We start from the raw sequence: 25,506 nt of genomic DNA, 5'->3' as shown, positions 1-25,506 counted from the left end.
AACTTAATGCAAGCTAAATCAAACCCAATCTAGGTCTAGGTGAAAATTTACTGGGGGTAAGCTTACTTCAGGAAGCTCTATTGGCGGCATTTGGCTGTCTAAATATGCCTAGAGAACTGAAATTTGCAAGTTTGGTGTGGTCGGGATAATATAGGTAATTAAACCGCGGGGTGATACGTGAGTTTTTTTGGTGGTATAAAAAAAATAATTAAGCCAGCTGTTGATGTTCCGAAGTGGATAGACTATCGGCAATTGGTTAAAAGCAATCGTTCGATTTTCGGATTTATTAAAAAGTTTTTCATTCCTGATCAAGCTAAGACACAGGAGTCCTTTGAAGAGGCACTGTTACGTCTTAAGCTAACTCCAGCCGATTTAATTCAACGCAGTAAAGAATTTACGCGTTTGATGTGGATATGGATTTTTCTTTTCTTACTGACTCTTAGCTATAGCATTTATTTCTTATATAATAATGCTTTACGAGGATTTTTTCCTTGTCTTGCCATTAGCGTTATTATTTTAACGCAAATCTTTCGTTATCATTTTTGGCTTTTTCAAATTAAGCAGCGTCGGTTAGGTTGCGGTTTTCGTGATTGGTTAAATAATCAATTTATTATTGGAAAGAAAAAATAATGAAAAAGATTCTATTAAGTGGCTTTCTCTGCTTGTTTCCATCCTTATTATTAGCAGATAACTTAACTTTAACACCACCCAGTACAGATTTATCGATGTCGTATTTAGCGACTATTTTTGGTGTCGTGGATGGCGTATTACATGGAACAGGAAGTCAAATTTTAGGAACTATGTTCGGTGCCTTTAATGCCATTATATTAGTCATGGCTTCTGTCATATTAACCTATGTTTTATTTATTTCGATCTTAAATACTTCACATGAAGGTGAGTTTCTCGGTAAAAAATGGTCATCGATATGGGTACCTTTAAGAACCGTCATGGGTATCGGTTTATTATTACCGAAAGCGAGCGGTTATTCGTTTATACAAATCATGGTGATGTGGGTGGTGGTACAAGGAATCGGTGCAGCGGATGAAGTCTGGAATGTTGCTTTAAATTATATGAATCGTAACGGGACCATCGTTGAACCGATACAATCTCTGGCACCCGATCCAACATCTGGAAAAGCAAATAATACTTTTCTTATTAATAAAGCAGGAAGTATTCTTAAGTCAGAAGCCTGCATGCTCGCGGTGCAAAATGCGCTAATGCGTCAAAATGCTGCAAGCCCATCTTCCGGTACTCCCACGGCTCCCGTTCCTGATTTCATGAGCTCACTGTCTGTAACTGGGAAAGGTTCTGATGGCTTAAACACCGGCTTACCAATAAAGTACTCAAAAGATACGGGTGGGTTTATAACATTTCCTGGTAGAGAAGGTTTAGTTAAAACACCTTACGAAAAATATATAGGTATGTGCGGGAACGTTTCTTGGGATTTTATTGGTAAGAGTGATAATGCCAAAGTGTATAACCCGGCGCAATTGACCGCCAATGATAGTGCCAGTATTGCGGCTAGACAAATGACTTTAGATATAGGTTCGCTAGCTAAATCCATAGCCAATAAATTAGTTCCTCCTTACACAGATAAATCAGATAAAACAGTTCCAGTAATTAATTTGCTTGTAGACGATACTATCTTTGTTCCCGATGCATTAGTCGGTACCGGTGATGATTATTTTGCAATCGTAAAACCTGCTTTACGATCCTTAGATGACGATGCCAATAAAAAATATAAGGATTTTATCAAAAATGCTAAAGATACCGGCTGGATACTGGCCGGAAGTTATTACTACAACATGGCACGTTTAGAACAAAATATAAAGAAAAATACTGGTATATTGGCAATTAAGGACAAAATGAATACATCATTTGTTCCAACGTATGACAAAGGAAGTTTTAACGATATCTCTGATGACAATGTTAAAATTAACTTAAAAAATAATTTGCCTAGCAATGACGGCGTGATTGATAAATATATTCTTGCCGAAATCGCTAACGCAGGAAAGAATAATAATCCAGGGCCTGAAACAAATCCTTCGTTTCCAGCGAATATACACGCAACTTCTGGGGGCGTGGGGTCTATGGTAAATGGACTAATGAATCTCATATTCCCACGTGTATATGATTTCGAAAAAACTCTAGCAAATAATATTAATAAGGAACAAATGGATCCTATTTTTGCTCTAGTATCGGTAGGAAATGGTCTAGTTAGCATGGTAGAGCAAATATGGATAGCTATATTAGCCGCTGCTGTGGGATTAGGTGGGATTGGTGCTGTAGTTTCGTTTTTCTTCCCTGGGCCTGCGATTGTAGCGGGTTTAGTTGCTTCGATAATAGTGTCGATATTTATGCCATTAATTACAGTCTGGATGATCGCTAATTTGCTGCTAGGTTCGGTACTATCCTATTACGTGCCACTTATTCCTTTTTTCCTATTTACGTTTGGTGCCATTACTTGGTTTGCAGTCGTGCTAGAGGCAATTTTAGCTGCACCATTAGTTGCTTTAGGTATTACTCATCCAGAAGGACATGATTTTTTAGGGAGGTCAGAGCAGTCGGTTATGTTGCTGGCTAGTGTTTTTTTAAGGCCGATGTTAATGATATTTGGTTTAATTTTTGGAATTATTTTATCTTATGTCGCATTGTCGGTATTTAACCGTGGTTTTGCTATTGCTGCACAGTTTTTAACAGAATACAACGGCGATTTATTTAGTATGATCTATCAGTTAGCGATGATGGCTATTTATACCGCCGCAATATTAGCTATTGTTAATCGATGCTTTGCGATGATTTATGAGGTGCCGAATAAGGTATTACGCTGGATCGGTGGCCAAGCAGAAGGTAGTCACGAAGAACAGATGTTGCAAAGCATTCGTAGTCAACATGATGGAGATGTAAGACAAGTGGCTCAGCAAGCGCCCACCAGTGAAACGCTTACTGGCGCGATTACAACTGGGCAAAAAGCCGGCGAAGCTTTATCCTCAGGTAGTCAAACCTCAGCTAGCAGTTCTAGTGGGGGTGGTGGAAATAGCGCTGGCGGCGATGCAGCAGCAGGCGGAGGAGTGCCGCCTGAAGCAGCGCTGCTATAGTTTTAACATTTAGTGATGCGATATTTTAAGTATTTAACCTATGAAAGAATATGAAAGAAGATGTTGAATTTAATTTAAATTTAGATGAGTTATTTGCTCAGCTTGCTGAAATCACACAAAGCTCCGATATAAATCAGCAGGCGTATTTATATTTATTGCTTTTATGGGGTTACTTTGAAGTTTCTATGCAGGATGGAACTGAAGGAGAAGCCTCTGGAAGCATTTCATTGTCCAAGCCTAATGTTATTCAAATTGCACAAGGCTATCAAATCTTTGATTACGGGTCGCATCTGAAAACGGCGACTGGAAAATTTTATGGCAGTTACACAACAGGACGGTTATTAGTAACAGTGCGCGAGATGATTAAACTACTGAGTGAACGCGGTGCTAAAAAGCTTCAATTTTCTGGATTGGATGCAGCTAAACGCTTTGCTAGTCTCGAATGCGAAAAATACAAAATAAAAGTAACTAACTTTACGCCTGATAATAAGACCCAAATATTACGTGATCGTTTACCGCGTCTAGATAGCTTACGCACTAGCATCGCTTATACAGCTAGCAAATAAATCCGTTTTTATCCTTTTCCACATTTGAATTTTTGAAGGAAACTAAGAAGGCCCTCTAGGTCTTGAGTAGGCCACGTCCTCTTCTTCAGTTTCTGAATTATAACCAGATTCCACAGAGGGATTTGTGGATAACGGATTTTTGTTTTTAATTTGCAAGGGTTGATGATCTTGCAATTTCTTTTTAACTTCATCAATACTCAATTGTAATTCCTTTATCTGTTCTGCATTTAATACTGCTTTTTTCCTAATGACAGTGGGTTTGCCATTATTATTCAAGCGTTTGGTGGTAAGTGTAATATCGTTGGGATTTATTAGGATACCTTTTTCTTCAATCACTTTTTTTATTGCATTTACAACTCTTCCTTCATCGTCCCTAATTCGGGGGGCAAGTCTCACGCCTAAAATTTTTAGGTCGATATCCATGGTTGCTATATAAAAAATCAACATTATAAGAAGAGCAATAGCTGGATTTCTATATTGAAGTCCGATCTCGCCGAGTTGTCTAGAAATAGCGTCCCTATTAGGAACAGTAAGTTCAATATTTATTTTTTCTCCGTTCTTTTTATTAGCTAAAGTATGCATTAACTGCTCAGAAAGATTATCTTTATGAACTTTAAAGCCGGTGACTGGAGCAGGCGCAGCGCCCGTTGATAGCTTATCAAGATCGGTTTCTTTTAAGGCAAACGTGGCATCTGGATCGTTTGCTTTCAATTCTGATTCTTCGTTATTTATATGTAATTGAAGCTTGGCTACTTTAGACCAAACCCCGTCAATTTCTTCTAAAAAGCTATTAAGTTTTTTCCCGCAATTATCAGCATATTCGTTTAATACATAAATTAGTTCTTCTTTATCTTCTTCATTGAAGCTTTGCCCCTTTGCAGTGAGTTCATGGTTTAAGGTATCGCAAAGTGTGGGTTTTAATTTATCCAATTTATCTTTCAAAAAAGTTTTTGCTTTCTGTACAGTTGCATGAGGATCAAAGCTTGCTAATGCATCTTTCTCAACTAAATCTAATAGCTTTAAATATTCTGATTTTAATTCTTGATCAAATTTTTTAAAAGTAGCTTCTAATGGCTCTTTAAAACCAACATCATAAATATTTTTTCCATCTTCGGAAAGATTATCTTTAAATTCTTTTCCAAATAATTTGAAAAATTCTTTTTTATCAAAATTAGGTGAATCAACTAATTTTTTTTTAAAGTATGTAACTGCATCCTCATATTGTTCTAATGTATTTATTGGCATGGTTTATTATCCTCTTGAGCGTATTATTTTATGGCTGATTGTATCATCTTTTAGTTTCTCAGATGTATCGGCTAATTCTTCGCCATGAAGATTTAATTTAGTTTTAATTTCTTCTTTTGCCTTAGCGATTTTATCTTTATCCATATCAGGAGGATTTTTCATATGGCACATTATTCGAGGCCCTTTTTGAGGGCCATTATCACGGCGTAATTCATTATAGGCATGGGCAAAAAGATAAAGCTTTTCCTTCATAGCATCAGAACAATTACCAAAGTTAAGCGTACAAGTCTTAGCGTTTTTAAAACTATTAACCGAGTGGATCATTTGTGCGAAACTAATTTCCTGCATGTAGCTTTTTTTGCGTCTAAAAAATTTCTTTTCGATTTTATAGGTTAAGCATTTATCGGCGCTATGTGTGGCAGACCATTTACATATCTTCTCATTTTCTAATTTTTGTGCAAATGTAACCGTTTCATTTGGAGCAAGTGCTTTTTGTTTATAAAAAATATTTGCTTGCACATCGAATTGGTATGTATCTGAGGGATCGGACTGAAAGTTAGGTATGATCCGACATTTGTTTGGTATATAAACACCTTTTGGTATAACGAAGGTTTGTTCCTCAGCATCCGCTTGTTTTAGAGCCAGTATATCTTCGAGAATATCTTCTCTTTTTTCTATTTCCTCAGAAAATTGACTATTTGGTCTCAATTTTTCTGTGAAAGCATACAGCGATTTAATATCCGTTTTCCATTTTTCTCTTTTATTAAGCGTGTCTTGTAGATCATGAAATTTACGTAATATCTCAAACGTATTACTAACGAGCATTTGAATAGCATCTTTATTTGCAACCCCAAATTGATTTGCATTGTCTGCAAGAATATCATTGGTAATTTCTTCAGTTAGCTTATTATTCAGCCAATTCCATTTGCTGCTATCATTTTCTAACCGATAGTTTATTTTTTCTAAGATGATGTTTATTTGGGCATCGTTAACGTTTGGTCGTCCATTGACGTCTCTAATTGAAAATATGAGAGGGAGAGAATTATTCAGATTAGCTTTGAAAATCTCGGCGTCCTTCTCATCAATTAAATTTGGATATTCTTTTAGCTTAATTTCAATTTCCGAGAATGTTTTATAAAGTCTAGCGGCAGCTTTTATTTTTAAGTCATGTAATTTTTCTAACTCATTGGTTAATTCCTCAACCGTTTTATGTGTAACAGCCATAGGTTCGAGCGGCGATAGCGGAAATAATTTATAAAATTTATTATCCAGATCCTTTTGTTGCTTTTTGTTTAGTTCTAAAGCAATAGATTTATCGGTTACTAGTGCCAGTTTTTTTTCTAACCAAGCTTCGGCAGATAAATCAACTAATTCATCATTGTTTATAAGTGTTTGGTTGATAGTTGATAAAGCATTTTTTCGTAATATTAAAACGGATTTGTCAAAAACATCTTTGGATATAGGAAAGGATTTCAAATGATGATAATTCGCAGTTAAACCTAAAGCAAAATCTTCGGGTGTATCGGCATATTGGAGTTCTGATGGAATTTTTTGTATTTCCTCTTCAGACAAAGCTTGGCCATTGTTAATTTTTTCTAAAATACGAGCGATAAAAATGTGAGCAAAGTTAGTTTCAATAATAGATTTTATTTTCTCATCGCATTGATTAGAAAGTATATCTTTTGTAGCTCGTACTAAATTATTTGAGCCTTGTGAGCTACTAGCTTTTTCTTTTTCTAAGGCATCAAGCATATTCCTTGGGTTTAAAATTTCATCAACTAGTCTAGAAGCTGTGTTTAATATCGGTTCTCTATATTCTTCAGGATTTACATTAATTGCAGTTAAACCTTCTTTCAATTTAGTTATAATATACTGCTTGGCAAGTTCTTTATTTTCTGTGCTTAAGATGTGTTCTCCGCAAACTTTTAATAGCGCGACATATCGTTGAGCGTTGACTTTATTAACATTAAGGGTTTGCAGTAATACTTCGTTACTTTCCGCATAGTCTATTGGAGCGCTGCTCAATGTATTAGGCATGAACAAACGTAAAAAGTTTTTTGCTGCATTTTCAGGGGAAAGTACAACTACTTCTTCTTCAGGTTGTGAAACAATTTGAGTAAGCGCCTCTTTAATTTCTGCTTTTGTATCTTCATCATTGAGCAAACGATCCACAGTATCCCTAACCAATAGTTTAAGCTTAATTGCTTCGCTTTCAGAGGATATTAGCAATGCACTATCTATAGCTCTGTATTCAGGTTTATTCAGTTCAGTTATAACTGTTGTTTGATAATCGTTTTGTAACCATGCTGCTAATGTACATCCGAGTTGGTTTTTAAACTCAGAATCTACTAATAAGTTATTAATTTGTTGTTCTTGTGTTAAGGCCATGGGCATACCACCATCTATAGGAGTTATTGTTATTGGTGTTCTGGAAGGTCCTTCTAGGGGGTCAGTTGTTAAATCTATCAAATCACGGTTGGTAGAATTATTTTGGATAAAAGCTGCATTTTGTTCAGCAACGAAATCCTTTCTCAAATTAGGTAAGCTTTGTGATCGAAACAGGATCGAAGATGAATGATTTAAAGAAGAGGACGTTAAATCGGCTAAACCTGAATCCTCTCCTGATGAAGAATTTAGGTTTGCAAGAAAGTTAAGTGGCTCGGAAGAGGAGCCCGGTGTATGGTCAATAGACGAAGCAATTGATGAGCCTGGGGAAGAATGGAGTTGTGGGCTTATTTTCCCTGTGTTTGTATCCTTGTTTGAGTTTAGATCGATGAGAAGACTTTCATCGGTGGGTATATCTTGGATTGGCATAGGGTTCTCCTTATCCTTTAATTCCTGTAATTGTTTTTCCAAACTTAGTGTATTTTGCTTTGCTGTTGTTATTTGGGTTTTTAAATTTTCTGATTCTTGTTTGCTATTTTCAAGTTGTTGTTGAATTTCGGCGATTCTATCCGTAAGGACTCTTATTTCTTTATTTTTTAGTTTTAAATCTTCTTCAAGCGTACCATATTTAATTTGTAGATCGCTATCTATTTTTTGGATATTTTTATATTCATTTTTTAAGTTTTTATTATCATCAGATAATTCTTCTTCACTCTTTTTTGATTGAGTAAGACTTTCATTAACTCGGACTAACTCAGTTTCGATTTCTTTTAAATTTTCTTTTGTAGTTTGTAATTCTTCATTAAGACTTTCTAAGTCTTTATCAAGAAAAGTTAATCTTTGCGCATGTTGTTGTTTTTCTTCTTCAAGGTTTGCAATATTTTCATTTTTTTCCTTTAATTCATCTTGTAGCTCAGTCATTTCAAATTTTGATTCCTCTAATGCGTTTTGCGCACTGTTTAACTCCTTTAATTCTTGAATTTGTATTTCTTGTATTGACTTAAGCTGGCTTAACTCTTCGATCCGCTTTGTAAGTTCAGATATTTTATCTTTATTAGTCGATTTACTTGTTTGTAGATTATCTAGTTCAATTTGAAGACTGCTTATTGTTTCTTCAGATTCTTTTTGTTTTTCCTGAGCTATGTGTAAATCTTGACATAAGCTTTCTTTTTCACTTGTTAAGCTTCCAATTTGGTTTGAAAGAGCAAATTTGTCATTGGTTAATTGACCTATATCTTGTTGATGTTTTATTGTTTGTTGTTCTAGCTGGCGGTTTCGATTTTCTAATTGTTTAGACTTTTCCTGAATTTCCATTGAAGTTTTATTTAAGCTTGCTATTTGATTTTCTTGCTTTTCTATTAAATTTGAATTAATTACTATTTTTTTTGTTAACTCGTCAATAGTTTTTTCTTTATCTAGCACAAGTTGTTTTAGCTGCGTGAGCTCATTGGTAAGTCCAGATATTGCTTCTTGGTTAGATGAATTATTGGTTCGTAGCTTAATTAATTCATCTTCGAGTTTAGTTGTTTCAAGCTTAGATTCTTCTGTTTGAGTGAACAATTTTTCTTGTAATCTCTTTAACTCGCCATTTTTTTGCTCAAGTTCAGCTTTTGTTTCCTTTAAGGAAGCCCGTATCGATTTTAGTTCTTCCTGGTAAGCAGTAGTTACATAATCATCAACAGTTTCTTCGTTATCATCATAATCCCAGTTATCTTCCAGGCTATAATTTGCTGGAGTAGTAGCTTGATATAGTTCTTTATTTTGATCTTCAAGTTGAATAAGTTGATTGGTTAAGCTCGAAATTCGTTCTTCAAGTACCTTTTTTTCCGCTGTTACTTTTTTTGTATTCTCATTAATTAGTGTATTGCCAGTTTCTAAATCTTTATATTGGTTACGTAGGGCGTCAATTTCTTGTTTATGGATTTCAAGGAGCCGCTTTTTTTGTTCATCTTGGGATTTTAAATTATATAATGTTGAAATTAATTGTTGTTTTAAAAAATCGAGTTTTTCAATAGTTTGATCATTATAAGAAAAAATACTAATATCAGTTACGTCTTCATCGAGAGGAATTATAGTGTCAATCGGGTTAATTTTGTATTTGGTATCTATAGAATCAAGTTTTTTGTGAGTTTGTGTCTCATTGGAATTTAACTTATCTAACTCAGTTTGCATTGTTTGAATGAACAAGAATGCTTGCTCATTAAAGGCAGTTAATTCTCCATTTAATTCCTTTGTTTTATTTTCTTCCAAATGTAGTTTTGCGGTAAGTGATGTAAAGCTTTCTTTGGCTTGACTGATTTTTTCTTTAAGCGGTTCTAATTCTTGCCTTTTTAAATCATTCGCGGCTAATTGTTCGCGCGCAGTTTTTTCTCCTACGTTTGCTTCCTGGAGTTGATGCTTAACTGTTTCTAATTGGCCAGTAATTTGTTGAAATTCTTTTTCCTTTGCTTGCAATGTATCATTGATTTTGGTAACTGTTTGTCGTTGTTCCTCAATTTGTTTATCTTTTTCTCTAATTTCTTCCTTTAATTGGCCGGATTGTTCTATTTGGGCTTTTAACTGCCTTTCAACTTTAACGATGACATTTTTTTGTTTTTCTAAATCCCGATCTTTAATTGTTGACTCAGCTATAAACAACTTATGATTCATTTCCAAAGCTTGGTGGGTATCTTTTTGTTTAGACAGCTGAGTTTGAATTTCATTTTTTTGGGTGTTTAAACTGTTTTTTTGTTTTTCTAATTCGATTTTATTTAACTTTAACGCGTCGATAGTTTTTTTAGATTCATCGAATTTTTGAATAGCGTCATTAAGTTCTCGCACTTTAAGACTGATTTCATCGTTCAGTTTGTTTATTTCTGCATGAAGTAATTGTGTATTAGTTTCTTTAGATTGCAAATCTTCTTGAAGCAGTTTGTTGTGATTTCCTAAAGTATCTCGAAGAAAAGCATGTTGAGTTTGTAAATCATTTAGTTGCTTTGAGACCAAATCATGAGCGGATGACTTAAGCTCTAAATTATTGGCTGTCTCTGTTAATTGAGTATTTGTTTTTTCTACTGCATCAGCCAATTTAGTGTTGTTAGCTTCAAGTGTTTTAATTTTGACTTCAGTTTCCTTAAGCTTGGTTGTAAGATCATTTTTTTCCTGTTGAGTTTTTTGCAAGTCTGATTTAGCATTTTGTAAGCTAAGTAAATAGTCTTCTTTTAATTTTTTTAAAGATTCAAGTTCTACTTCTTTGTCTTTTGTATTCTTTTGGAAAAAAGCCAAAGTAGTTTGTAAGTTTTCCAATTTTTGTTTGTTTGATTCAGATTCCTGTTGCTGAACGGCTTCATTAGTTTGAAGAAGAATTTGTAGCTCTGATATTTGAGTTTCTAGATTCGCTTTTATAGCTTCCAGAGATTGAGATTTTTCTTCTAATTCTTTTTTTGTATGCTTAAGTTGCACTATTTCTTGATTTTGTGCTTGTTCATTGATTACAAGTTGGGTATCTATTGATGGTGTAATTGATCCTGAAGTATCAGTAGAATCGGGAGAAATATTTATACTGTCATTAATACTAGTGTTTAACATGGTATTGCTGGAAGATGGAGTCGAAATGGAACTTAATGTATCGGTCTGAGGAGGCACTAAATTATTTAAAATACCTTGTTTTACTTTGGGCCAGTCTTTAATATTACCTAATTGTGAAAAACTTAAAGTTTGATTAGGTTCTGGTTTGTTTTTTAATAATTCGTAATTCTCTGGACCTAAAGGGATAAACTTTTTTGCATTTAAGCTTTTTTGAATTTCTTGCAAACGAAATAGGCTGACGATGTTATCCCATCTAACAAAAATATATAGATTAATATATTGGAAGGTTTGCTCTGGCGTTAAAGCGTCAATTTTTGTTTCAAATGTTTCTAGTTGACTTATTATTTTTTGCTCACTAGTTTGGCTTTCCTTCTCTAATTGTTTCCTTAATGCCATCATTTTGATTCTATCAAAGCTAAATAAGCTAAAAACTTTTTCGCGAATTTCTTTTGTTTTTTCATCGGTTTTAGGATCTTGAAACCAACCATTTGTTATTGTTAATAAATCAATAACTTTACCTTTCTGACTTGTTCCTGGTTTAGATTGTCTAGGCGGTATAAAAAACAAATTATCTATTTCTGTTTTTTTATTTTCTGTAAATAATGAGAATAAATCATCGGATCCATTTGCGGATATAAATTTATTTAAATTGTAAAGACCCTTTTTTATAGCATCATAATTTTGAGCATTTTTTGGTTGAGGGGTTGTTAATGGCATTTTTATTCCTTGTATTGAATTATTATTCTTTTTATTAATAAAGGTTTTTTACTTATTTAATTCTACGCGATGAACCTTAAGAAACTCTTAAGGTTTTCTTAATGAAAGGTTACGTGCAGATTAAGAGTGAACTAGCCGGCCGTTGGTTTTAGGCAGTAAAACTATGGAATAGCTAAGAAATAGTTGTGAATTTAAACAATTTGAAAATTTATTTCATCGGCAAATCATAAAATTGAGCGATGATTTTCCAGGCCTGCTCGGCGGTTTCAACATAATGAAATAATTTTAAATCGTTGGCATCGACCATACCTTCACTGAGTAAAAAATTAAAATCGATTAATTTTGACCAATATTTTTTGCCGAATAATAGCAAGGGAATCGGTTTGATTTTTTTGGTTTGTAACAAGGTTAAGGCTTCAAAGAGTTCATCCAAAGTACCATAGCCGCCGGGGAAGCAGACTAAGGCTCGGGCACGGATCAGAAAATGCATTTTGCGTATCGCAAAATAATGGAATTGAAAGCAGAGTTCCGGCGAAATATAAGGATTGGGGCTTTGTTCGTGTGGTAGCACGATATTTAAACCGATACTTTTGGCTTTGACATCCTGTGCACCGCGATTGGCCGCCTCCATAATGCCTGGCCCACCGCCGGTGACAATGACGAAATGACGACGTCGATTTTTTTGACAGCGCTCCGAGACAATTTGACTGAAACGTTGCGATTCTTCGTAGTATTTGCCTTTTTCTAGTTGGTTTTTAAGCAATTTTTCTGCTTTTTTGGCGGAAGCACTATTGGGCGTCTGTTTTAATTTTTTTTGTATTTGCTTTAACTCCTGCTTGGTCACTTCTGGATCGACAACTCGAGCGCTGCCAAACACAACAATGGTGGATTCGATCTTTAGCTTTTGTTGCGAGAGTTCTGGTTTTAACAACTCTAGTTGTAAGCGCACCGAACGTAAGGATTTGTGGAGCAAAAAATCATGGTCTAAAAAGGCCAGTTCAAAGGCAGGCCAGGCCACTTTTTGCCGGCTACGCTTTTTAACTTCGACTTTCGCGGATGAAAACGGCTTAGAATCTGCAATATCCATTCATTAACCTTGATGGGTATAAATCGTAAGTATATCAGTGCTATTCGAGTGTGCCTAATACAAATCAAGGATAGTAATATCATGAAGAATGATATATAGTAAAGATATCATTCTTGGCGAGGACATTATGCGAACCTTAGTCGATATACCCGATAAACAGCTGGGCGAATTAGCTGAGATATGTAAGCAGGAAAACCTATCTCGTGCTGCAGTCGTTCGAGAAGCAATAGCAGCCTATATCGTCGAACATCGATCCAAAAAACCCGTGGATGCTTTTGGTTTATGGGGAAAAAAGAAAACAGATGGGCTTAAATATCAACGCAAGATTCGTTCCGAATGGTAAAAGCGCTTTTTGATACCAACATTTTAGTGGATTATTTAAATGCCGTGCCACAAGCGCGAGACGAGCTAAGACTTTACCGCGAGAAAGCGATTAGTATCGTGACATGGATGGAAGTCATGGTAGGTACTGTCTCTACGACTGAAAAAAGGACAAAAGCTTTTTTGAATAGTTTTTACCTAATTGCACTTGATGATTTTGTTGCTGAGCAAGCTGTTTCACTTCGTAAACAATATCGCATCAAGTTACCTGATGCGGTAATATGGGCATCTGCGCAAGCTAATTCTATGTTGTTAATTACTCGGAATACTAAAGATTTTACTGAAAAAGAACCAGGGATTCGCGTGCCCTATAAACTTTAGGTGTTTCTGCTATTCAGACCACGGTATTACCTACCTTAATCCGTTTTATCATTAAGCTGATATTTTTCTAACCGATTTTTTAATCGCTTTATGTCCGATTAATCTGTTGATAGAGTTCGATGAGTCCTTCTGTTGATGAATCAAAGTTTGCAGACATCTGTTGGTCGCTAGGCTTATTCAAGCATTGATAAACCTTTTTATTTAATTGTTTGCCATATTCAACGCCCCATTGATCAAAGGGGTTAATCTGCCAGATGACACTTTGCACGAATACTTTATGTTCATAAAGTGCAATTAACATTCCTAAACTAAAAGGATTCAGCTCATTCAATGCCAGCATATTGTTGGCATGATTTCCCGGCAGATTTTTGTAGCAAATATCGCTGTGATAACCTTCCATAAAGGCTTTACTTTGACTTAAAGCACTGGCGATGACATGTTGGTGATGTTGAATATTAAGTTTGGGATCACGCAACGTACAAATAAAATCAGCTGAAAAATGTGCCGTACCTTGATGAAAAAGTTGATTAAAAGCATGTTGGGCATTTAAACCAATGTCTCCGAAAATGATCGGACAGGTGGCATACTCTACGGCTTCACCATTAATACGCGTCGATTTACCATTACTTTCCATCTCTAATTGTTGCAAGTAAGCAGGAAAATATTTTAACCCTGCATCGTAAGGTAATACCGCATGAGCTGAAGAAAGAAAGAAATTGACTTGCCATATGCCTAACAGACCTAACAACACCGGCATGTTAGATAACCAGGGTTGATGAAAAAAATGTTGATCCATAGCATGCGCACCGCTGAGCAGTTCGCGAAAATTTGACATACCGATGCATAAGGCGATCGGTAAACCAACCGCTGACCATAATGAGTAGCGACCGCCGACCCAATCCCAAAATGGAAATACACACTCAGGATTAATACCGAATGCGATGGCTTTTTCGATTTCGCTGGTGACGGCTAAAAAATGCTGTTTAATGGATGCTGAGCTAAATTTTTCTTGAAATAGCTTTAGGATGCTTGTGGCATTCAGGAGCGTTTCGCACGTGGTGAAAGATTTGCTGGTAATAATAAATAAGCTGCATTCTAAGTCTATTTTTTTTAATAAGCTTTGCAAGGTTCGGTCATCGATCGATGAGACAAAATGAAAACGAAACGAGTTTTTTTGCAGGGGTTGCAAGGCATGAACGGCCATTAAGGGCCCTAAATCTGATCCTCCTATACCTAAATTGATGATATCGGTTATTTTTTTGCCGTTAAAACTGCGCCATTGGTGTTGATGTAGTTGTTCCACGAAAAGTTGCATTTTATCTAAACAGGCATGAATTTTGACCAAGACATCTTCGCCATTCACAATTAATCCGGTTTTTCTAGGATCGCGTAATGCGGTGTGTAAGGCAGGAAGTTGTTGCGTGGTGTTGACGCAGGCACCTGAAAATAAGTCATGGATATGTTTCTTCAGGTGAGCATTATCTGCCAATTGGGCTAATAGTGTCAGCGTTTTATCAAGTACAGGATTTTTTGAATAATCAAAATGTAAGTTTTTTTCAGTTAAGCTAAATTTTTTAGCGCGTAATGGATCATGATGAAATAATTCTGCGATGCTGGTTTTTTTAATTTGTAAAAAATGTTGGTTTAAATCTTTCCAACTAGCCGATTGAGTCAATCCCGCTTCGATTCCTTTCATATTGTTCTTCCTCGTTTTTTAGGACGTTTGGCTCCTCGCGGCGCTTGTGTTGCGGTTAGGATTAATTGTTTTCTGGTTTCATCATCGGCTTCTAAAAATCCAGTCCACCAATTTGCAATATCTGGATCAATCTCTTTGATTTCGGCGCGTAATAATAAAAAATCATAAGCAGCACGAAAGCGTGGATGATTCATTAAACGATGTAGCATAAAAGGACGTCGTTGCAACAATCGATGTTGTAAATCCCATATTTCACGAATGGCGGAACTATAACGACGCGGGATGGTAATGAGCTTTTGTTGTTTGCTCAGTGCATAACTTACCGCGTGTTGATAGGCAATAAATGTCGGTGTGTGTTGAGTAATGAGTTGTTGAGCTTTGCTTTGAACAGTAGGCCATAAAAACACTGCAAACAAAAATGCTGGCGAAACTGTTTTTCCATCTTTGATACGCTTATCAGTGTTTTCGCAGGCCAGTTCTAGAAGTTTGTCGTTTGTATCATCTACAGAGTCTTGGTTAACGTGTGGAAATAATTCATTGAGTAAATGATATTGCTGTAGTAGTTGATAAGTTTTTAAGGCTTGGCCATGATGAAAAAGTTTAAGTACTTCTTCAAATAAACGAGCAGGTGGCACATGACGGAGTAATGGGGCAAGTTCTTGTATTGGTTCTGCAGTAGCTGGATCTAATTGGAAACCTAATTTTCCGGCAAACCGTATAGCACGCAATAATCGAACCGGATCTTCTTGGTAACGAATGCGTGGTTCGCCGATAATGCGTACCGTTTTATTTTGTATGTCGGCCAAGCCGCCACAATAGTCGACTAAAGAAAAATCGGCGATATTGTAATAGAGGGCGTTCATAGTAAAATCTCGCCGCCAAACGTCTTCTTCAATGGTTCCGTAGACATTATCGCGTAACAACATACCATGCGTGGCAATTTTGCGATGTTCAAAGGATTTTTTTTTGCTTTGCGCCCGAAAGGTACTAACCTCAATGATTTCTCTGCCAAAGCGAATATGTGCGAGACGAAAGCGTCTGCCAATCAATAAACAATTGCGAAATAGCTTTTTGATGTTTTCGGGACTGGCATTGGTGGCGATGTCAAAGTCCTTAGGTTTTTGATTGAGTAAAATATCACGTAAACAACCCCCGACTAAATAAGCGCTATATTTATGTTGATTGAGTCGATATAGAACCTTAAGCGCATTATGACTAATATCTTTGCGGGAAATAGTATGTTCAGCCCTAGGGATGATTTTAGCTTGTGCGTGAGCTATTTTTTTGGGAAATAATCGATGAAAAAACTGCTTAATAATGGGAATCTTCCTCTTCTGTGTAATTGATTAATGAGTCGGTTAGTAAGGGTTGATAGTTGATCTGTTGCTCAATGCTTTATCACACTAACCTGTTCCTAGGCATGTATGCTACCAAAATTCTTTCACAATAGTATAAAAAAATCACTGTCATGGCGAGCGAATGTCTAGATTGCCGCGCGCCTGCGGCGCTCGCAATGACGAACCGTATGCCGCGGTGCTTGCAATGGCGAGTAAGAGGTTATTCAGCTAGCTTAAATACTTCTTTTAAGTTGGTGCTTTATACACTAACAAAATCAACAGATCTTCTTTACGTAAGATAGTATTTTTACTTGGGTTAATTTTTCTGACCCCTTTGCGCTCCATGCCTAGTACTATTCCATCGATATGATTTTTTTGCATGGCTTCTTCTATAGTAAGCCCAACGAAAGAGTGGCTTTTATCGAGTAAAAAAGTTTTTAATTCCAGGTGGTTAAATAGTTCCAGTTCTTCTTGATAGGTATTCACCTGTAATAACTGACTAAAGGTATCGATTTGTTCGTCACTACCTAAAATAAAAAGTTTATCATAAAGCCTAATTTTTTCATGATGTGGCGGGGTCAAAATAATTTTTGGGCCACGATAAAGGGCGATCACATGAATGCCAAATTGTTGCGCCAGGTCCAATTCTTGTAGGGTTTTATTAATAAAATAATAATTATTTTGAATATCTGTCCCTTTTAAATTTACACCCCAAGCGCTTAATTCATCTTTGGAAATTTCTTGAATGCTAGGTGTTTTAATATTGGCTAGAAATCTTTTTTCTAACCAAGGATAAAATTTTTGCAGAGGTTTATGCAATAAACTAAATAGTGTAAACGCAATAATGATTAACAGTAAAATAATGGACCAGGTATGAAAATAGGTAATCGCTAAGGTCGTGATAACGGTTAAAGTGAAAATCCATCCTAAAGCGATGATAGGTCTAATCGCAGCATGGCGTCGGTGAGGGAAAGCACGGTAAGCAAAAATCATACCCCAGATAAACGGCGAGGCTAATAATAAAGCAATCAGACAGCTTAAGGTGTTTACCCAATAAGTTGCGGGGATCCATTCACTAATTTTTGGAAATATCCATTTTTCGCTTAAGCTAAAAATAATAGCCACCATGACACTGTTAATCAGTAAACGCGTGATATATTGACTATACACTGCTCGTTTTTTCTTAAGTCTGAGGTAGCGATGAATGAGTATCGTGTAATGGCTTAGTAGTTGTCTTACTCGTATGGGAAGATTTTTTTCCAAAAGTTTACTCAATGCAGCCGATGACATGATGAGATAGGGCGTAGTAAACGTGGTGACGGCCGATACGGCGATGATAATAGGAAATAGTGCAGGGCGTGTCACCTGTAATGTCAGTCCTAATCCGGCAATAATAAAAGAAAACTCACCAATTTGCGCCATACTAAAACCTGCGCGCACTGAAGTGGTTAAACTTTGTCCCGATGCTAATGCGCCGGTGCCGGTGGCAAGAATCTTAGCAATGATCGTGATGATAGAAATCAGCAACACTATCCATATATTTTGAATAATCATATTCGGATCGATAAGCATACCCACCGAAATGAAAAATACTGCCGCAAAAATATCGCGGATAGGCCGCATATATTGTTCAATAAACTGGATTAAATCCGTTTCAGCCAATATGGAGCCCATAATAAAGGCGCCCAATGCTGAAGAATAGCCAAAATAAGCAGCAATACAGACCAGCAATAAACACAATGCTACTGAGACGATGGTTAAGGTTTCTTGATTCGCGACATCGACTAGTTTTCGAATCAGCGTAGGAATTAAAAAATAACCGATCAAAAACCAACTGCCAACGACTATAAAAAGTTTAATAGCCGAGTCTGCGAGTGTGGCAGAAATAACGGCATGTGTGCCAACCACGATAGACAGACCGGCAAGTAATAAAATCGCGAGCAGATCTTCAACAATCAACACACCAAATACGAGTTCCGCAAAATGCTTGCTTTTTAAACCCAATTCTTCCATCGCTTTGATGATGATAGTGGTAGATGAGATGGAAAGTGCGGCACCTAAAAAAATACAATCATAAGTAGACCAGCCCAAAATTTTGCCTAGCATGAAACCAATAAATAAAACTATCAACACTTCAAACAAGCCGGTAATGATAGCCGGTGTTCCAACTCGTTTAAGTTTATGAAAACTAAAATCTAAACCGAGGGAGAACATCAAAAAGATAACGCCCAATTCTGAGAGCGTATGCAAGCTGGGTACATCGGCAACGAGATCATAGGGAGGAACATGAGGGCCGACAATAATTCCGGATAATAGATAACCCAATACGACCGGTTGTCTTATTTTTTGAAATAAAAGTGTGACTAAGCTGGCTACGCCTAGTATGACGGCTAAATCTTTAATAAGTGGAGCAAGGGGTTGCATAGATCTATTGTTAGTCGGCTTTTAGGATATAGCAAGTTTTTTTGCATGACTTTATATTGAAACTTACACTGAGTAACCTTTTTTCTTAGAACTTAATATTTCATTAAGATTTTTTCTTTACTCTAGGAGAGTGATCACATAAACAGTTTAAAACATTAATATAATAGGGTAGTAAATATGACAGAAATACAAGCGGTTGGCCTTCAGCGTAGAACCGTAAATATTATGGATAATTTTTTTGTTTATATTGATAAGCTTGATGACAAAAACATAGATAGTTATCAAATGAAGCTTGCTATTCGTGTTAAAGAATTTTTTGATGCTATGAATAATGTTGGTATCGAAGAGTTTGCAAGTTTACTTAAGAAACATCGATTTGAAAATATGGATCCTGCTCAACGACGAAAATACACCGATGCTTTTGACTGCTTAGTCGCATTTATTGTCGCCAAATACAATGAAAGGGATCTATTGCGTTATTTTCTCCCAAAAGAATCTACTATCGAAGTTAAACCGACACTAGAGTCAAATTCATGGCGTATTGTTTATTGGGCGCAACTCTTGGGTTACTGGGTAAGAAAATTATTTAATACACAACGATTTGAAATTGTTAACGCTGAGACTGCGAATGAATCTCTAGGATCAGCAATGGAGTTAATCAAGCAAAAGTTGAAAAAAGGTAATTATTTTGATTTACAACAAAATAGTGATTTTAAGGAAAATTTAAAAATGGTTGTTGGAAAATTTGTTGAAAATCGTAATTAAAGTGAATGTTGAACATGCAGAGAATGATACTTCAAGCAATGGAGATGTCCCACCGGGGCTTGCCGATTCAGATGAATCTTTTAGAGCAAGGGGGTATGCATTTGGATCATCAACATCGACATCAGAGCAAGCCACAAAATCAGTGCTATCACCACCACCGCCGCCGCCTCCTCCTACTCTTAGTGGTACTGGCGTAAGCCCAGGCCCATCTACTTCATCGGTTAAAACTACTAAAGCACCCGTTAGGAGTGCGCTTGGTAATGACAATAGTGTTTTATTTGATGACATTAAGAAAGGTATAAAACTTAAGTCGGTAGAAGAGAGAGGACAACTTCCAAATAAGCCTAACATCGAGAATAGCATGGATCTGAAAAATGTCTTTGAAAGAGTTCTTGGTAAAAATCGCCAGTTTATTGATCCCGATTTAGCAGAAATCCAGGATGAAGGTAATGATGAAGATTGGGCAGATGAACCTAAAACTTTGGGTAGCGAAACTACTACACAGTCCATTGCGATTCCGAGCAAAACCCAATCTCAAAAAATCACTAATACTTACGGAAGATTTTTTAGTAACCCTCATAGTTCTAAAACTGAAGAAATACAACCACCTAATGAGAATAGTTGTACTCTCTAAGATGACGGCTTCCTATTAAAAATTAGTGTTTTTGGAGTGGCTAGTTTAGCCGTTCATTACCGAAGGACATTGCTTATCACAATGTCCTTTTCTTTTGCATGCTGCGTACTCAGTCAATTTCGTCAAGAAACATCGCTGATTGGAGTTGAAGTGGTTGAATACAACCCTTATCATGATAGGGATGATAAAACGGAAAGATTAATTATGGAAATGTTGCTGAGTATTTTTGGAGTTTAAACTAAATGGGTAAGCAAAGCGCTATCGCCGATCAACAGACTAGCTTTTCGAACGATCTAAGCCTGAATAATCCCGTCAAGCTGGAACAACGTTATGGCGCAGCCAATTATGATCCTTTGCCGGTGGTACTCACTCGTGGTTTAGGTGCAGAGGTATGGGATGTCGCTGGTAAGCGTTATATCGATATGATGAGTGCTTACTCAGCGGTCAGTCATGGCCATAGTCATCCTCGCTTGGTAAAGGTTTTAACGCAGCAGGCACAACGCTTATCAATTTGTTCACGCGCTTTTTATAGTGATAGATTGGGCGCTTTTTTAAAGCATGCCTGCGATTTAACGCAGATGGAGCGTGCTTTACCCATGAACACGGGGGTTGAAGCGGTAGAAACAGCGATCAAAGCGGCTAGAAAATGGGCATATACCGTTAAAAAGGTCGCAGAAAATCAAGCTGAGATCATTGTTTGTCGAGGTAACTTTCATGGCCGTACCACAACCGTAGTGGGCATGTCATCAAAACCACAGTATCAGTTCGGTTTTGGTCCTTTTGCGCCAGGATTTAAAACCATAGAATATGGTGATGCAGCCGCTTTGTCGGCTGCAATCACGCCCAATACAGCGGCTTTTTTAGTGGAACCTATCCAAGGTGAACGAGGCATAGTTGTGCCGCCCAAAGGATATTTGCAAGCCATCGCAAAAGTCTGTAGAGAAAATAATGTTTTACTCATTTTTGATGAAATACAAACAGGTCTAGGTAGAACAGGCAAATTTTTGGCGTGCGAGCATGAGAATACTAAACCGGATGGTTTGATTCTGGGTAAAGCATTAGGTGGTGGTTTATTACCGGTCTCATTATTTTTAACCCGTCGTGATGTCATGGATGTTTTTACACCGGGTGATCATGGCAGTACTTTTGGTGGCAACCCACTGGCAGCGACGGTTGCTTTGGAAGCCTTAAACATATTGTTCGATGAAAATCTAATTCAACGTTCAGAAGAGCTAGGTGACTATTTACATCAAAACCTATTAAAAATTTCATCACCTTTAATCAAAGAAGTTCGTGGTAAAGGTTTATTCATCGGTGTCGAACTGGATGCACGCTATGCGAAAGGGCGTGACATTGTTTTACAGTTATTAGAACATGGTTTATTAAGCTATGAAACGCACGGTACGGTTATTCGTTTAGCGCCCCCTTTAGTTATTAGCAAAGAGCAATTAGATGAAGCGCTAACGATCCTGAAAAAAGTATTGTTAGCGAATACTGTTCAGCAAAATTAAAAGCATATTAATCAAAAATACTCGCAGCAATTGGATTTTTGGCAAGGCGCCGCGAAAACGAAACAACCGGAGTAGACATACATGAGGTTTGTGAGTTGAGCGGGAACGCAGAAAAAAATTCAAGTGCGAAGAGTACTAAGGTAGGTACCTAGACCGGTTAAAAACATTTGTACGGCAATGGTGGTTAATATCATTCCCATTAAACGTTCTAATGCAGCGATGACTTTGACGCCCAATAATTTTTGTAAAGGTACGGCAATTAAAAGTAGTAGTGTCGCTATCAGCGAAGCGGCTGCTAGCGCGGCAAACCATTCACCCATTCGATGCGGTGCTTCACTGGCGAATAAGATGACGGTTGTCATGGCGGAAGGGCCAGCGAGCAAAGGAATGGCCATAGGAACAATAAAAGGTTCTCCTTGAGATTGAATGGCCAATTTATTTTGCTCCATAGGGAATAACATTTTGATCGCAATAAGAAATAAAATAATTCCACCTGCGATGCCTAAGGCTTCTTCGGTAATATGCAAGCTGTCTAAGATAGGTTTTCCACAAAATAAAAAAAGTGTCAGGATAGCCAATGCAATTAAACTTTCGCGCAAAATAATTTTAGTACGTCGTTTTGGGTCAACTTGTTTGAGTAATGATAAGAAAACCGGGATATTTCCGAGCGGATCCATGACTAAAAAAAGTGTCACAGCCGCGGAATAAATGTTCATTTGAAAATGCATAATAAAAAGTGCTAAGAGTACACAAAAAATATTTATGTATTGTAATTGAGATAGTGGTTGACATCCAGCCTTGACTTTCGCAAAATAGCCCCTCAATTTTGAGGAGGGGTTCCCGAGCGGCCAAAGGGAGCAGACTGTAAATCTGCCGGCTCAGCCTTCGAAGGTTCGAATCCTTCCCCCTCCACCAGTTAATTTTTAGATATTAAACAAGAACGTCGTATTGCGGGTGTAGTTCAACGGTTAGAATTCCAGCCTTCCAAGCTGGCTATGTGGGTTCGATTCCCATCACCCGCTCCAAAAAGCGATGCAGGCAAACTAGCAACCAACTGGACAAATACTAAAAACTTAGCCCAGAAACGGAAAAGGGTACAGAAATTTTTAAATGCATGCAGGCCCACATGGCTCAGTGGTAGAGCACTTCCTTGGTAAGGAAGAGGTCACCGGTTCGATCCCGGTTGTGGGCTCCATGAGTAGAATTAGGCCAGTAGCTCAATTGGCAGAGCGGCGGTCTCCAAAACCGCAGGTTGGGGGTTCGATTCCCTCCTGGCCTGCCAAAAACTTAAGTGCGCAGAGTATATTTGATGCCGAAGGCTGCTGTTAACAGTGAGGCATTGATAAACCAAATCAAGTGACTCAGTTTTTTGCAGAAAATAGAAATAGGTGAAATGAAGAACGTAAAGCTTGAAAACAAGGCAACTAAAAAAGATTCCATGCTCTGGATCATGATGGGAGTTCTTTTTCTATTGACTATTTACGCCAATAGTTATTTTTCTCATCAGGCCATTGCTATTCGCTTGATAGGCTGGATAATAGGTGCGCTGGTGTTGGCATCATTATTTTTCTATACGACACTAGGCCGGCGGTTTTGGGCGTTTGCACAAGCTTCACGTGCTGAACTACGCAAAGTAGTATGGCCATCACGAGAAGAAACCGTGCGTACTACTTTGATTGTTATGGCGATGGTTGTGGTAGCGGGTTTGTTTTTATGGGGTATAGATACACTCTTATTATGGGCAGTTGCTTTTTTAACAGCGTAAATGAAGAGGATAGTTAACGTATGACAGAAAAAAAATCAGAACTTCATTCCGATGTTTCAGAGCAATCGTCAAACGATCCTGTTTCAACTAATGAAAAATCACCTAAAGCAGAAGAAAAAACTGCGCATGGACCTATGCAATGGTATGTCGTACAAGCGCGTTCAGGCTATGAGCGCAAGGTTTTGGATGCTTTAAATGAACGAATTAAGCAGCAAGGTCTAACAGAGAAATTTGGTCAAATTATTGTGCCGACTGAAGAGGTGGTCGAAATTCACCAAGGTCGTAAGCGTAAAACAGCACGTAAATTTTATCCAGGATATGTTTTAGTTGAAATGGATATGGATGAAGATAGTTGGTATCTCGTTCAAAAAACGCCAGGCGTGATTAAATTTATCGGTGGAACAAGTGATAAGCCAGTGCCTCTGAGCAGTAAAGAGGTTGATAAGATTTTACAACGTATGCAAGAAGGGGTAGATAAACCTCGGCCGAAAGTCTTGTTTGAAGTGGGCGAAGTGGTCCGTGTCGTGGATGGACCTTTTGCTGACTTTAATGGTGAGGTTGAAGAAGTAAACTATGAAAAAAATCGTATGCGCGTCTCAGTTATTATTTTTGGCCGCTCCACACCGGTTGAATTAGAGTTTGGTCAAGTTAAAAAAGCTTGATGCATTGTGGGCCCTTTTTTAGTAAGAAAGGGATGGAAATAAACGATGGGAAGCTTAATTGTATTAAGCGTTAAACCCGGAGGTAAAAATGGCAAAGAAAATACAAGCCTATGTAAAGTTACAGGTAAAAGCCGGCGAGGCTAATCCTGCGCCACCTATTGGTCCTGCTTTGGGGCAACAAGGGGTGAATATTATGGAATTTTGCAAGGCCTTTAATGCGCGTACGCAAAATGTAGAAAAAGGCATGCCGATGCCAGTAGTGATTACGGTACACACCGATCGTAGCTTTACCTTTATTATCAAAACTCCCCCTGCTTCTTATTTAATTATGAAGGCAGCCGGGATCAGCAAAGCGAGTAGTATCCCCAACAAAAATAAAGTCGGTAAAATTACTCGTAAACAACTGGCTGAGATTGCAACAGTTAAAATGCCTGATCTAACCGCAGGCGATTTAGAAGCTGCTATGCGCACGATAGCGGGTACGGCGCGTAATATGGGTGTTGAAGTCGAGGGGGAAGCTAAAAATGGCTAAGTTAAGTAAACGTTTCCGTGTGATTAAAGAAAAGCTGCTTCCTGGGAAGGTATATACAGTTGCAGAAGCCATCGCTTTGCTCAAAGAGTTTCCAGTTAAATTCAACCAGAGTGTGGATGTTAGTATCAATTTAGGCGTTGATCCACGAAAATCGGACCAAACCGTTCGTGGCGCTGTAGTATTGCCCCATGGAATAGGTAAGACACCACGAGTTGCTGTGTTTGCTCAGGCGGCCAATGCCGAAGCCGCGAAGGCAGCAGGTGCTGATATCGTGGGCTTTGAGGATTTGGCTGAAAGCATTAAAGCCGGTAACTTAGATTTTGATGTGCTGATTGCAACGCCTGACGCTATGCGCTTAGTCGGCCAACTTGGTCAGATATTAGGACCAAGAAACTTGATGCCTAATCCTAAGATAGGCACAGTAACGATGGATGTAAATACGGCGGTTGCCAACGCAAAGTCGGGTCAGGTGCGCTACCGTGCCGATAAGGGCGGAATAATCCACTGTACTATTGGTAAGTTGAGTTTTGAGACTCAGCAATTACTGCAGAATTTAGAGGTTCTGGTAGGAGCGGTTAAAAAGGCTAAGCCAGCTACAGCTAAAGGTGTTTATTTAAAGAAGCTGAGTCTTTCCAGTACGATGGGCCCTGGTTTATTAATTAATTTGGCATCCTTAGAGGCAAGTTAAGTAGAGTATCCGGAATAACGGTTTACGGCTTGACTATTTAGCGTATTTAGGATAGAAGAGCTACCCCCACTTGATATAATAGTGGGAATGAATTCGCAGTTAAAGGGCTTTCCCTCTAACTGTCG

20 protein-coding genes and 4 tRNA genes are annotated in these 25,506 nt (G+C 37.6%); 17 read left to right on the top strand and 7 right to left on the bottom strand.

Features of this window, described 5'->3' with window-relative positions; all coding sequences use genetic code 11:
* The first annotated feature begins 177 nt into the window (after nt 1–177).
* The 3 genes from icmV to AAHH40_RS05680 are packed head-to-tail and all read left to right on the top strand — an operon-like array spanning nt 178 to nt 3,664.
* The gene (gene icmV / locus AAHH40_RS05690; protein ID WP_342219709.1) at nt 178–630 is read left to right on the top strand and encodes a type IVB secretion system protein IcmV; all 453 of its coding nucleotides are present in this window, start codon (nt 178–180) and stop codon (nt 628–630) included.
* Nucleotides 630–3,098: a type IVB secretion system protein DotA gene (gene dotA, locus AAHH40_RS05685; protein WP_342219708.1), complete on the top strand. Its 2,469-nt coding sequence runs from the start codon at nt 630–632 to the stop codon at nt 3,096–3,098. Before icmV ends, dotA begins: the two co-directional genes overlap by 1 nt.
* A 50-nt stretch (nt 3,099–3,148) precedes the next feature.
* Nucleotides 3,149–3,664 carry a hypothetical protein gene (locus tag AAHH40_RS05680; protein ID WP_342219707.1) on the top strand — a complete coding sequence of 172 codons (516 nt, stop codon included), beginning with the start codon at nt 3,149–3,151 and terminating at the stop codon, nt 3,662–3,664.
* 42 nt (nt 3,665–3,706) lie between these two features.
* Here AAHH40_RS05680 and AAHH40_RS05675 read toward each other — a convergent pair whose 3' ends face one another.
* From AAHH40_RS05675 to AAHH40_RS05665, 3 genes are all read right to left on the bottom strand, one after another.
* On the bottom strand, nt 3,707–4,909 hold the full coding sequence (locus AAHH40_RS05675; RefSeq protein WP_342219706.1) for a hypothetical protein: 1,203 nt from the start codon (nt 4,907–4,909) through the stop codon (nt 3,707–3,709).
* Nucleotides 4,910–4,915: 6 nt separating this feature from the next.
* Nucleotides 4,916–11,578, bottom strand: coding sequence for a hypothetical protein (locus tag AAHH40_RS05670; RefSeq protein WP_342219705.1), 6,663 nt, complete (start codon nt 11,576–11,578; stop codon nt 4,916–4,918).
* 208 nt (nt 11,579–11,786) lie between these two features.
* The gene (locus tag AAHH40_RS05665) at nt 11,787–12,665 is read right to left on the bottom strand and encodes an LOG family protein (protein ID WP_342219704.1); all 879 of its coding nucleotides are present in this window, start codon (nt 12,663–12,665) and stop codon (nt 11,787–11,789) included.
* Nucleotides 12,666–12,792: 127 nt separating this feature from the next.
* On the opposite strand from AAHH40_RS05665, the gene AAHH40_RS05660 reads away from it, so the two are divergent.
* Complete coding sequence (locus AAHH40_RS05660) at nt 12,793–13,008, top strand: ribbon-helix-helix protein, CopG family (RefSeq protein WP_342219703.1); 216 nt, start codon at nt 12,793–12,795, stop codon at nt 13,006–13,008.
* On the top strand, nt 13,002–13,367 hold the full coding sequence (locus AAHH40_RS05655; protein ID WP_342219702.1) for a type II toxin-antitoxin system VapC family toxin: 366 nt from the start codon (nt 13,002–13,004) through the stop codon (nt 13,365–13,367). The genes AAHH40_RS05660 and AAHH40_RS05655 overlap by 7 nt, the downstream gene beginning before the upstream one ends.
* Nucleotides 13,368–13,455: 88 nt before the next feature.
* Here AAHH40_RS05655 and pgi read toward each other — a convergent pair whose 3' ends face one another.
* From pgi to AAHH40_RS05640, 3 genes are all read right to left on the bottom strand, one after another.
* Nucleotides 13,456–15,063, bottom strand: coding sequence for a glucose-6-phosphate isomerase (gene pgi, locus AAHH40_RS05650; protein WP_342219701.1), 1,608 nt, complete (start codon nt 15,061–15,063; stop codon nt 13,456–13,458).
* Nucleotides 15,060–16,283 (bottom strand): polynucleotide adenylyltransferase PcnB, encoded by a 1,224-nt coding sequence (pcnB, locus tag AAHH40_RS05645; RefSeq protein WP_342220808.1) that lies wholly within the window; start codon nt 16,281–16,283, stop codon nt 15,060–15,062. The genes pgi and pcnB overlap by 4 nt, the downstream gene beginning before the upstream one ends.
* A gap of 363 nt (nt 16,284–16,646) precedes the next feature.
* Entirely contained in the window at nt 16,647–18,824 is a 2,178-nt protein-coding gene (locus AAHH40_RS05640) for a cation:proton antiporter (protein ID WP_342219700.1), read from the bottom strand.
* 177 nt (nt 18,825–19,001) lie between these two features.
* On the opposite strand from AAHH40_RS05640, the gene AAHH40_RS05635 reads away from it, so the two are divergent.
* From AAHH40_RS05635 to rocD, 4 genes are all read left to right on the top strand, one after another.
* The gene (locus tag AAHH40_RS05635; protein WP_342219699.1) at nt 19,002–19,589 is read left to right on the top strand and encodes a hypothetical protein; all 588 of its coding nucleotides are present in this window, start codon (nt 19,002–19,004) and stop codon (nt 19,587–19,589) included.
* Nucleotides 19,558–20,223 (top strand): hypothetical protein, encoded by a 666-nt coding sequence (locus tag AAHH40_RS05630; RefSeq protein WP_342219698.1) that lies wholly within the window; start codon nt 19,558–19,560, stop codon nt 20,221–20,223. The genes AAHH40_RS05635 and AAHH40_RS05630 overlap by 32 nt, the downstream gene beginning before the upstream one ends.
* An 81-nt stretch (nt 20,224–20,304) precedes the next feature.
* Nucleotides 20,305–20,460: a hypothetical protein gene (locus tag AAHH40_RS05625; RefSeq protein ID WP_342219697.1), complete on the top strand. Its 156-nt coding sequence runs from the start codon at nt 20,305–20,307 to the stop codon at nt 20,458–20,460.
* Between the two features lie 5 nt (nt 20,461–20,465).
* Nucleotides 20,466–21,734, top strand: a complete 1,269-nt coding sequence (gene rocD / locus AAHH40_RS05620) for an ornithine--oxo-acid transaminase (RefSeq protein ID WP_342219696.1) — start codon at nt 20,466–20,468, stop codon at nt 21,732–21,734.
* A 119-nt stretch (nt 21,735–21,853) separates the two neighbouring features.
* On the opposite strand, the gene AAHH40_RS05615 is transcribed toward rocD, so the two are convergent.
* On the bottom strand, nt 21,854–22,450 hold the full coding sequence (locus tag AAHH40_RS05615) for a MarC family protein (RefSeq protein WP_342219695.1): 597 nt from the start codon (nt 22,448–22,450) through the stop codon (nt 21,854–21,856).
* Between the two features lie 114 nt (nt 22,451–22,564).
* Between AAHH40_RS05615 and AAHH40_RS05610 the strand changes: the two genes are divergently transcribed.
* The 8 genes from AAHH40_RS05610 (at nt 22,565) to rplA (ending at nt 25,381) form a co-directional block, all read left to right on the top strand.
* A tRNA-Tyr gene (locus AAHH40_RS05610) sits at nt 22,565–22,649 on the top strand.
* A gap of 35 nt (nt 22,650–22,684) precedes the next feature.
* A tRNA-Gly gene (locus tag AAHH40_RS05605) sits at nt 22,685–22,759 on the top strand.
* Between the two features lie 95 nt (nt 22,760–22,854).
* Nucleotides 22,855–22,929 (top strand) — tRNA-Thr (locus tag AAHH40_RS05600).
* An 11-nt stretch (nt 22,930–22,940) separates the two neighbouring features.
* Nucleotides 22,941–23,016: transfer RNA gene (locus AAHH40_RS05595), tRNA-Trp, on the top strand.
* 111 nt (nt 23,017–23,127) lie between these two features.
* Nucleotides 23,128–23,499, top strand: coding sequence for a preprotein translocase subunit SecE (gene secE, locus AAHH40_RS05590; RefSeq protein WP_342219694.1), 372 nt, complete (start codon nt 23,128–23,130; stop codon nt 23,497–23,499).
* A gap of 134 nt (nt 23,500–23,633) precedes the next feature.
* Nucleotides 23,634–24,161 carry a transcription termination/antitermination protein NusG gene (nusG, locus tag AAHH40_RS05585; protein WP_342147892.1) on the top strand — a complete coding sequence of 176 codons (528 nt, stop codon included), beginning with the start codon at nt 23,634–23,636 and terminating at the stop codon, nt 24,159–24,161.
* Nucleotides 24,162–24,249: 88 nt separating this feature from the next.
* Complete coding sequence (rplK, locus tag AAHH40_RS05580; protein ID WP_342219693.1) at nt 24,250–24,693, top strand: 50S ribosomal protein L11; 444 nt, start codon at nt 24,250–24,252, stop codon at nt 24,691–24,693.
* Entirely contained in the window at nt 24,686–25,381 is a 696-nt protein-coding gene (rplA, locus tag AAHH40_RS05575) for a 50S ribosomal protein L1 (protein WP_342219692.1), read from the top strand. The genes rplK and rplA overlap by 8 nt, the downstream gene beginning before the upstream one ends.
* Nucleotides 25,382–25,506: the final 125 nt, after the last annotated feature.

The organism is Rickettsiella endosymbiont of Miltochrista miniata (assembly GCF_964031245.1).
In the GTDB taxonomy this organism is placed as follows: domain Bacteria; phylum Pseudomonadota; class Gammaproteobacteria; order Diplorickettsiales; family Diplorickettsiaceae; genus Aquirickettsiella.
Note: the sequence above shows the minus strand (reverse complement) of the source record. Positions and strands in the feature narration are given on the sequence as shown.

Coding starts and splice junctions, on each gene's coding strand:
- dotA (WP_342219708.1), top strand. CDS start 630: ATGAAAAAGATTCTATTAAGTGGCTTTCTCTGCTTGTTTCCATCCTTA.
- AAHH40_RS05680 (WP_342219707.1), top strand. CDS start 3,149: ATGAAAGAAGATGTTGAATTTAATTTAAATTTAGATGAGTTATTTGCT.
- AAHH40_RS05675 (WP_342219706.1), bottom strand. CDS start 4,909: ATGCCAATAAATACATTAGAACAATATGAGGATGCAGTTACATACTTT.
- AAHH40_RS05670 (WP_342219705.1), bottom strand. CDS start 11,578: ATGCCATTAACAACCCCTCAACCAAAAAATGCTCAAAATTATGATGCT.
- AAHH40_RS05665 (WP_342219704.1), bottom strand. CDS start 12,665: ATGGATATTGCAGATTCTAAGCCGTTTTCATCCGCGAAAGTCGAAGTT.
- AAHH40_RS05660 (WP_342219703.1), top strand. CDS start 12,793: ATGCGAACCTTAGTCGATATACCCGATAAACAGCTGGGCGAATTAGCT.
- AAHH40_RS05655 (WP_342219702.1), top strand. CDS start 13,002: ATGGTAAAAGCGCTTTTTGATACCAACATTTTAGTGGATTATTTAAAT.
- pgi (WP_342219701.1), bottom strand. CDS start 15,063: ATGAAAGGAATCGAAGCGGGATTGACTCAATCGGCTAGTTGGAAAGAT.
- AAHH40_RS05640 (WP_342219700.1), bottom strand. CDS start 18,824: ATGCAACCCCTTGCTCCACTTATTAAAGATTTAGCCGTCATACTAGGC.
- AAHH40_RS05635 (WP_342219699.1), top strand. CDS start 19,002: ATGACAGAAATACAAGCGGTTGGCCTTCAGCGTAGAACCGTAAATATT.
- AAHH40_RS05625 (WP_342219697.1), top strand. CDS start 20,305: ATGTCCTTTTCTTTTGCATGCTGCGTACTCAGTCAATTTCGTCAAGAA.
- rocD (WP_342219696.1), top strand. CDS start 20,466: ATGGGTAAGCAAAGCGCTATCGCCGATCAACAGACTAGCTTTTCGAAC.
- AAHH40_RS05615 (WP_342219695.1), bottom strand. CDS start 22,450: ATGAACATTTATTCCGCGGCTGTGACACTTTTTTTAGTCATGGATCCG.
- secE (WP_342219694.1), top strand. CDS start 23,128: ATGAAGAACGTAAAGCTTGAAAACAAGGCAACTAAAAAAGATTCCATG.
- nusG (WP_342147892.1), top strand. CDS start 23,634: ATGCAATGGTATGTCGTACAAGCGCGTTCAGGCTATGAGCGCAAGGTT.
- rplK (WP_342219693.1), top strand. CDS start 24,250: ATGGCAAAGAAAATACAAGCCTATGTAAAGTTACAGGTAAAAGCCGGC.
- rplA (WP_342219692.1), top strand. CDS start 24,686: ATGGCTAAGTTAAGTAAACGTTTCCGTGTGATTAAAGAAAAGCTGCTT.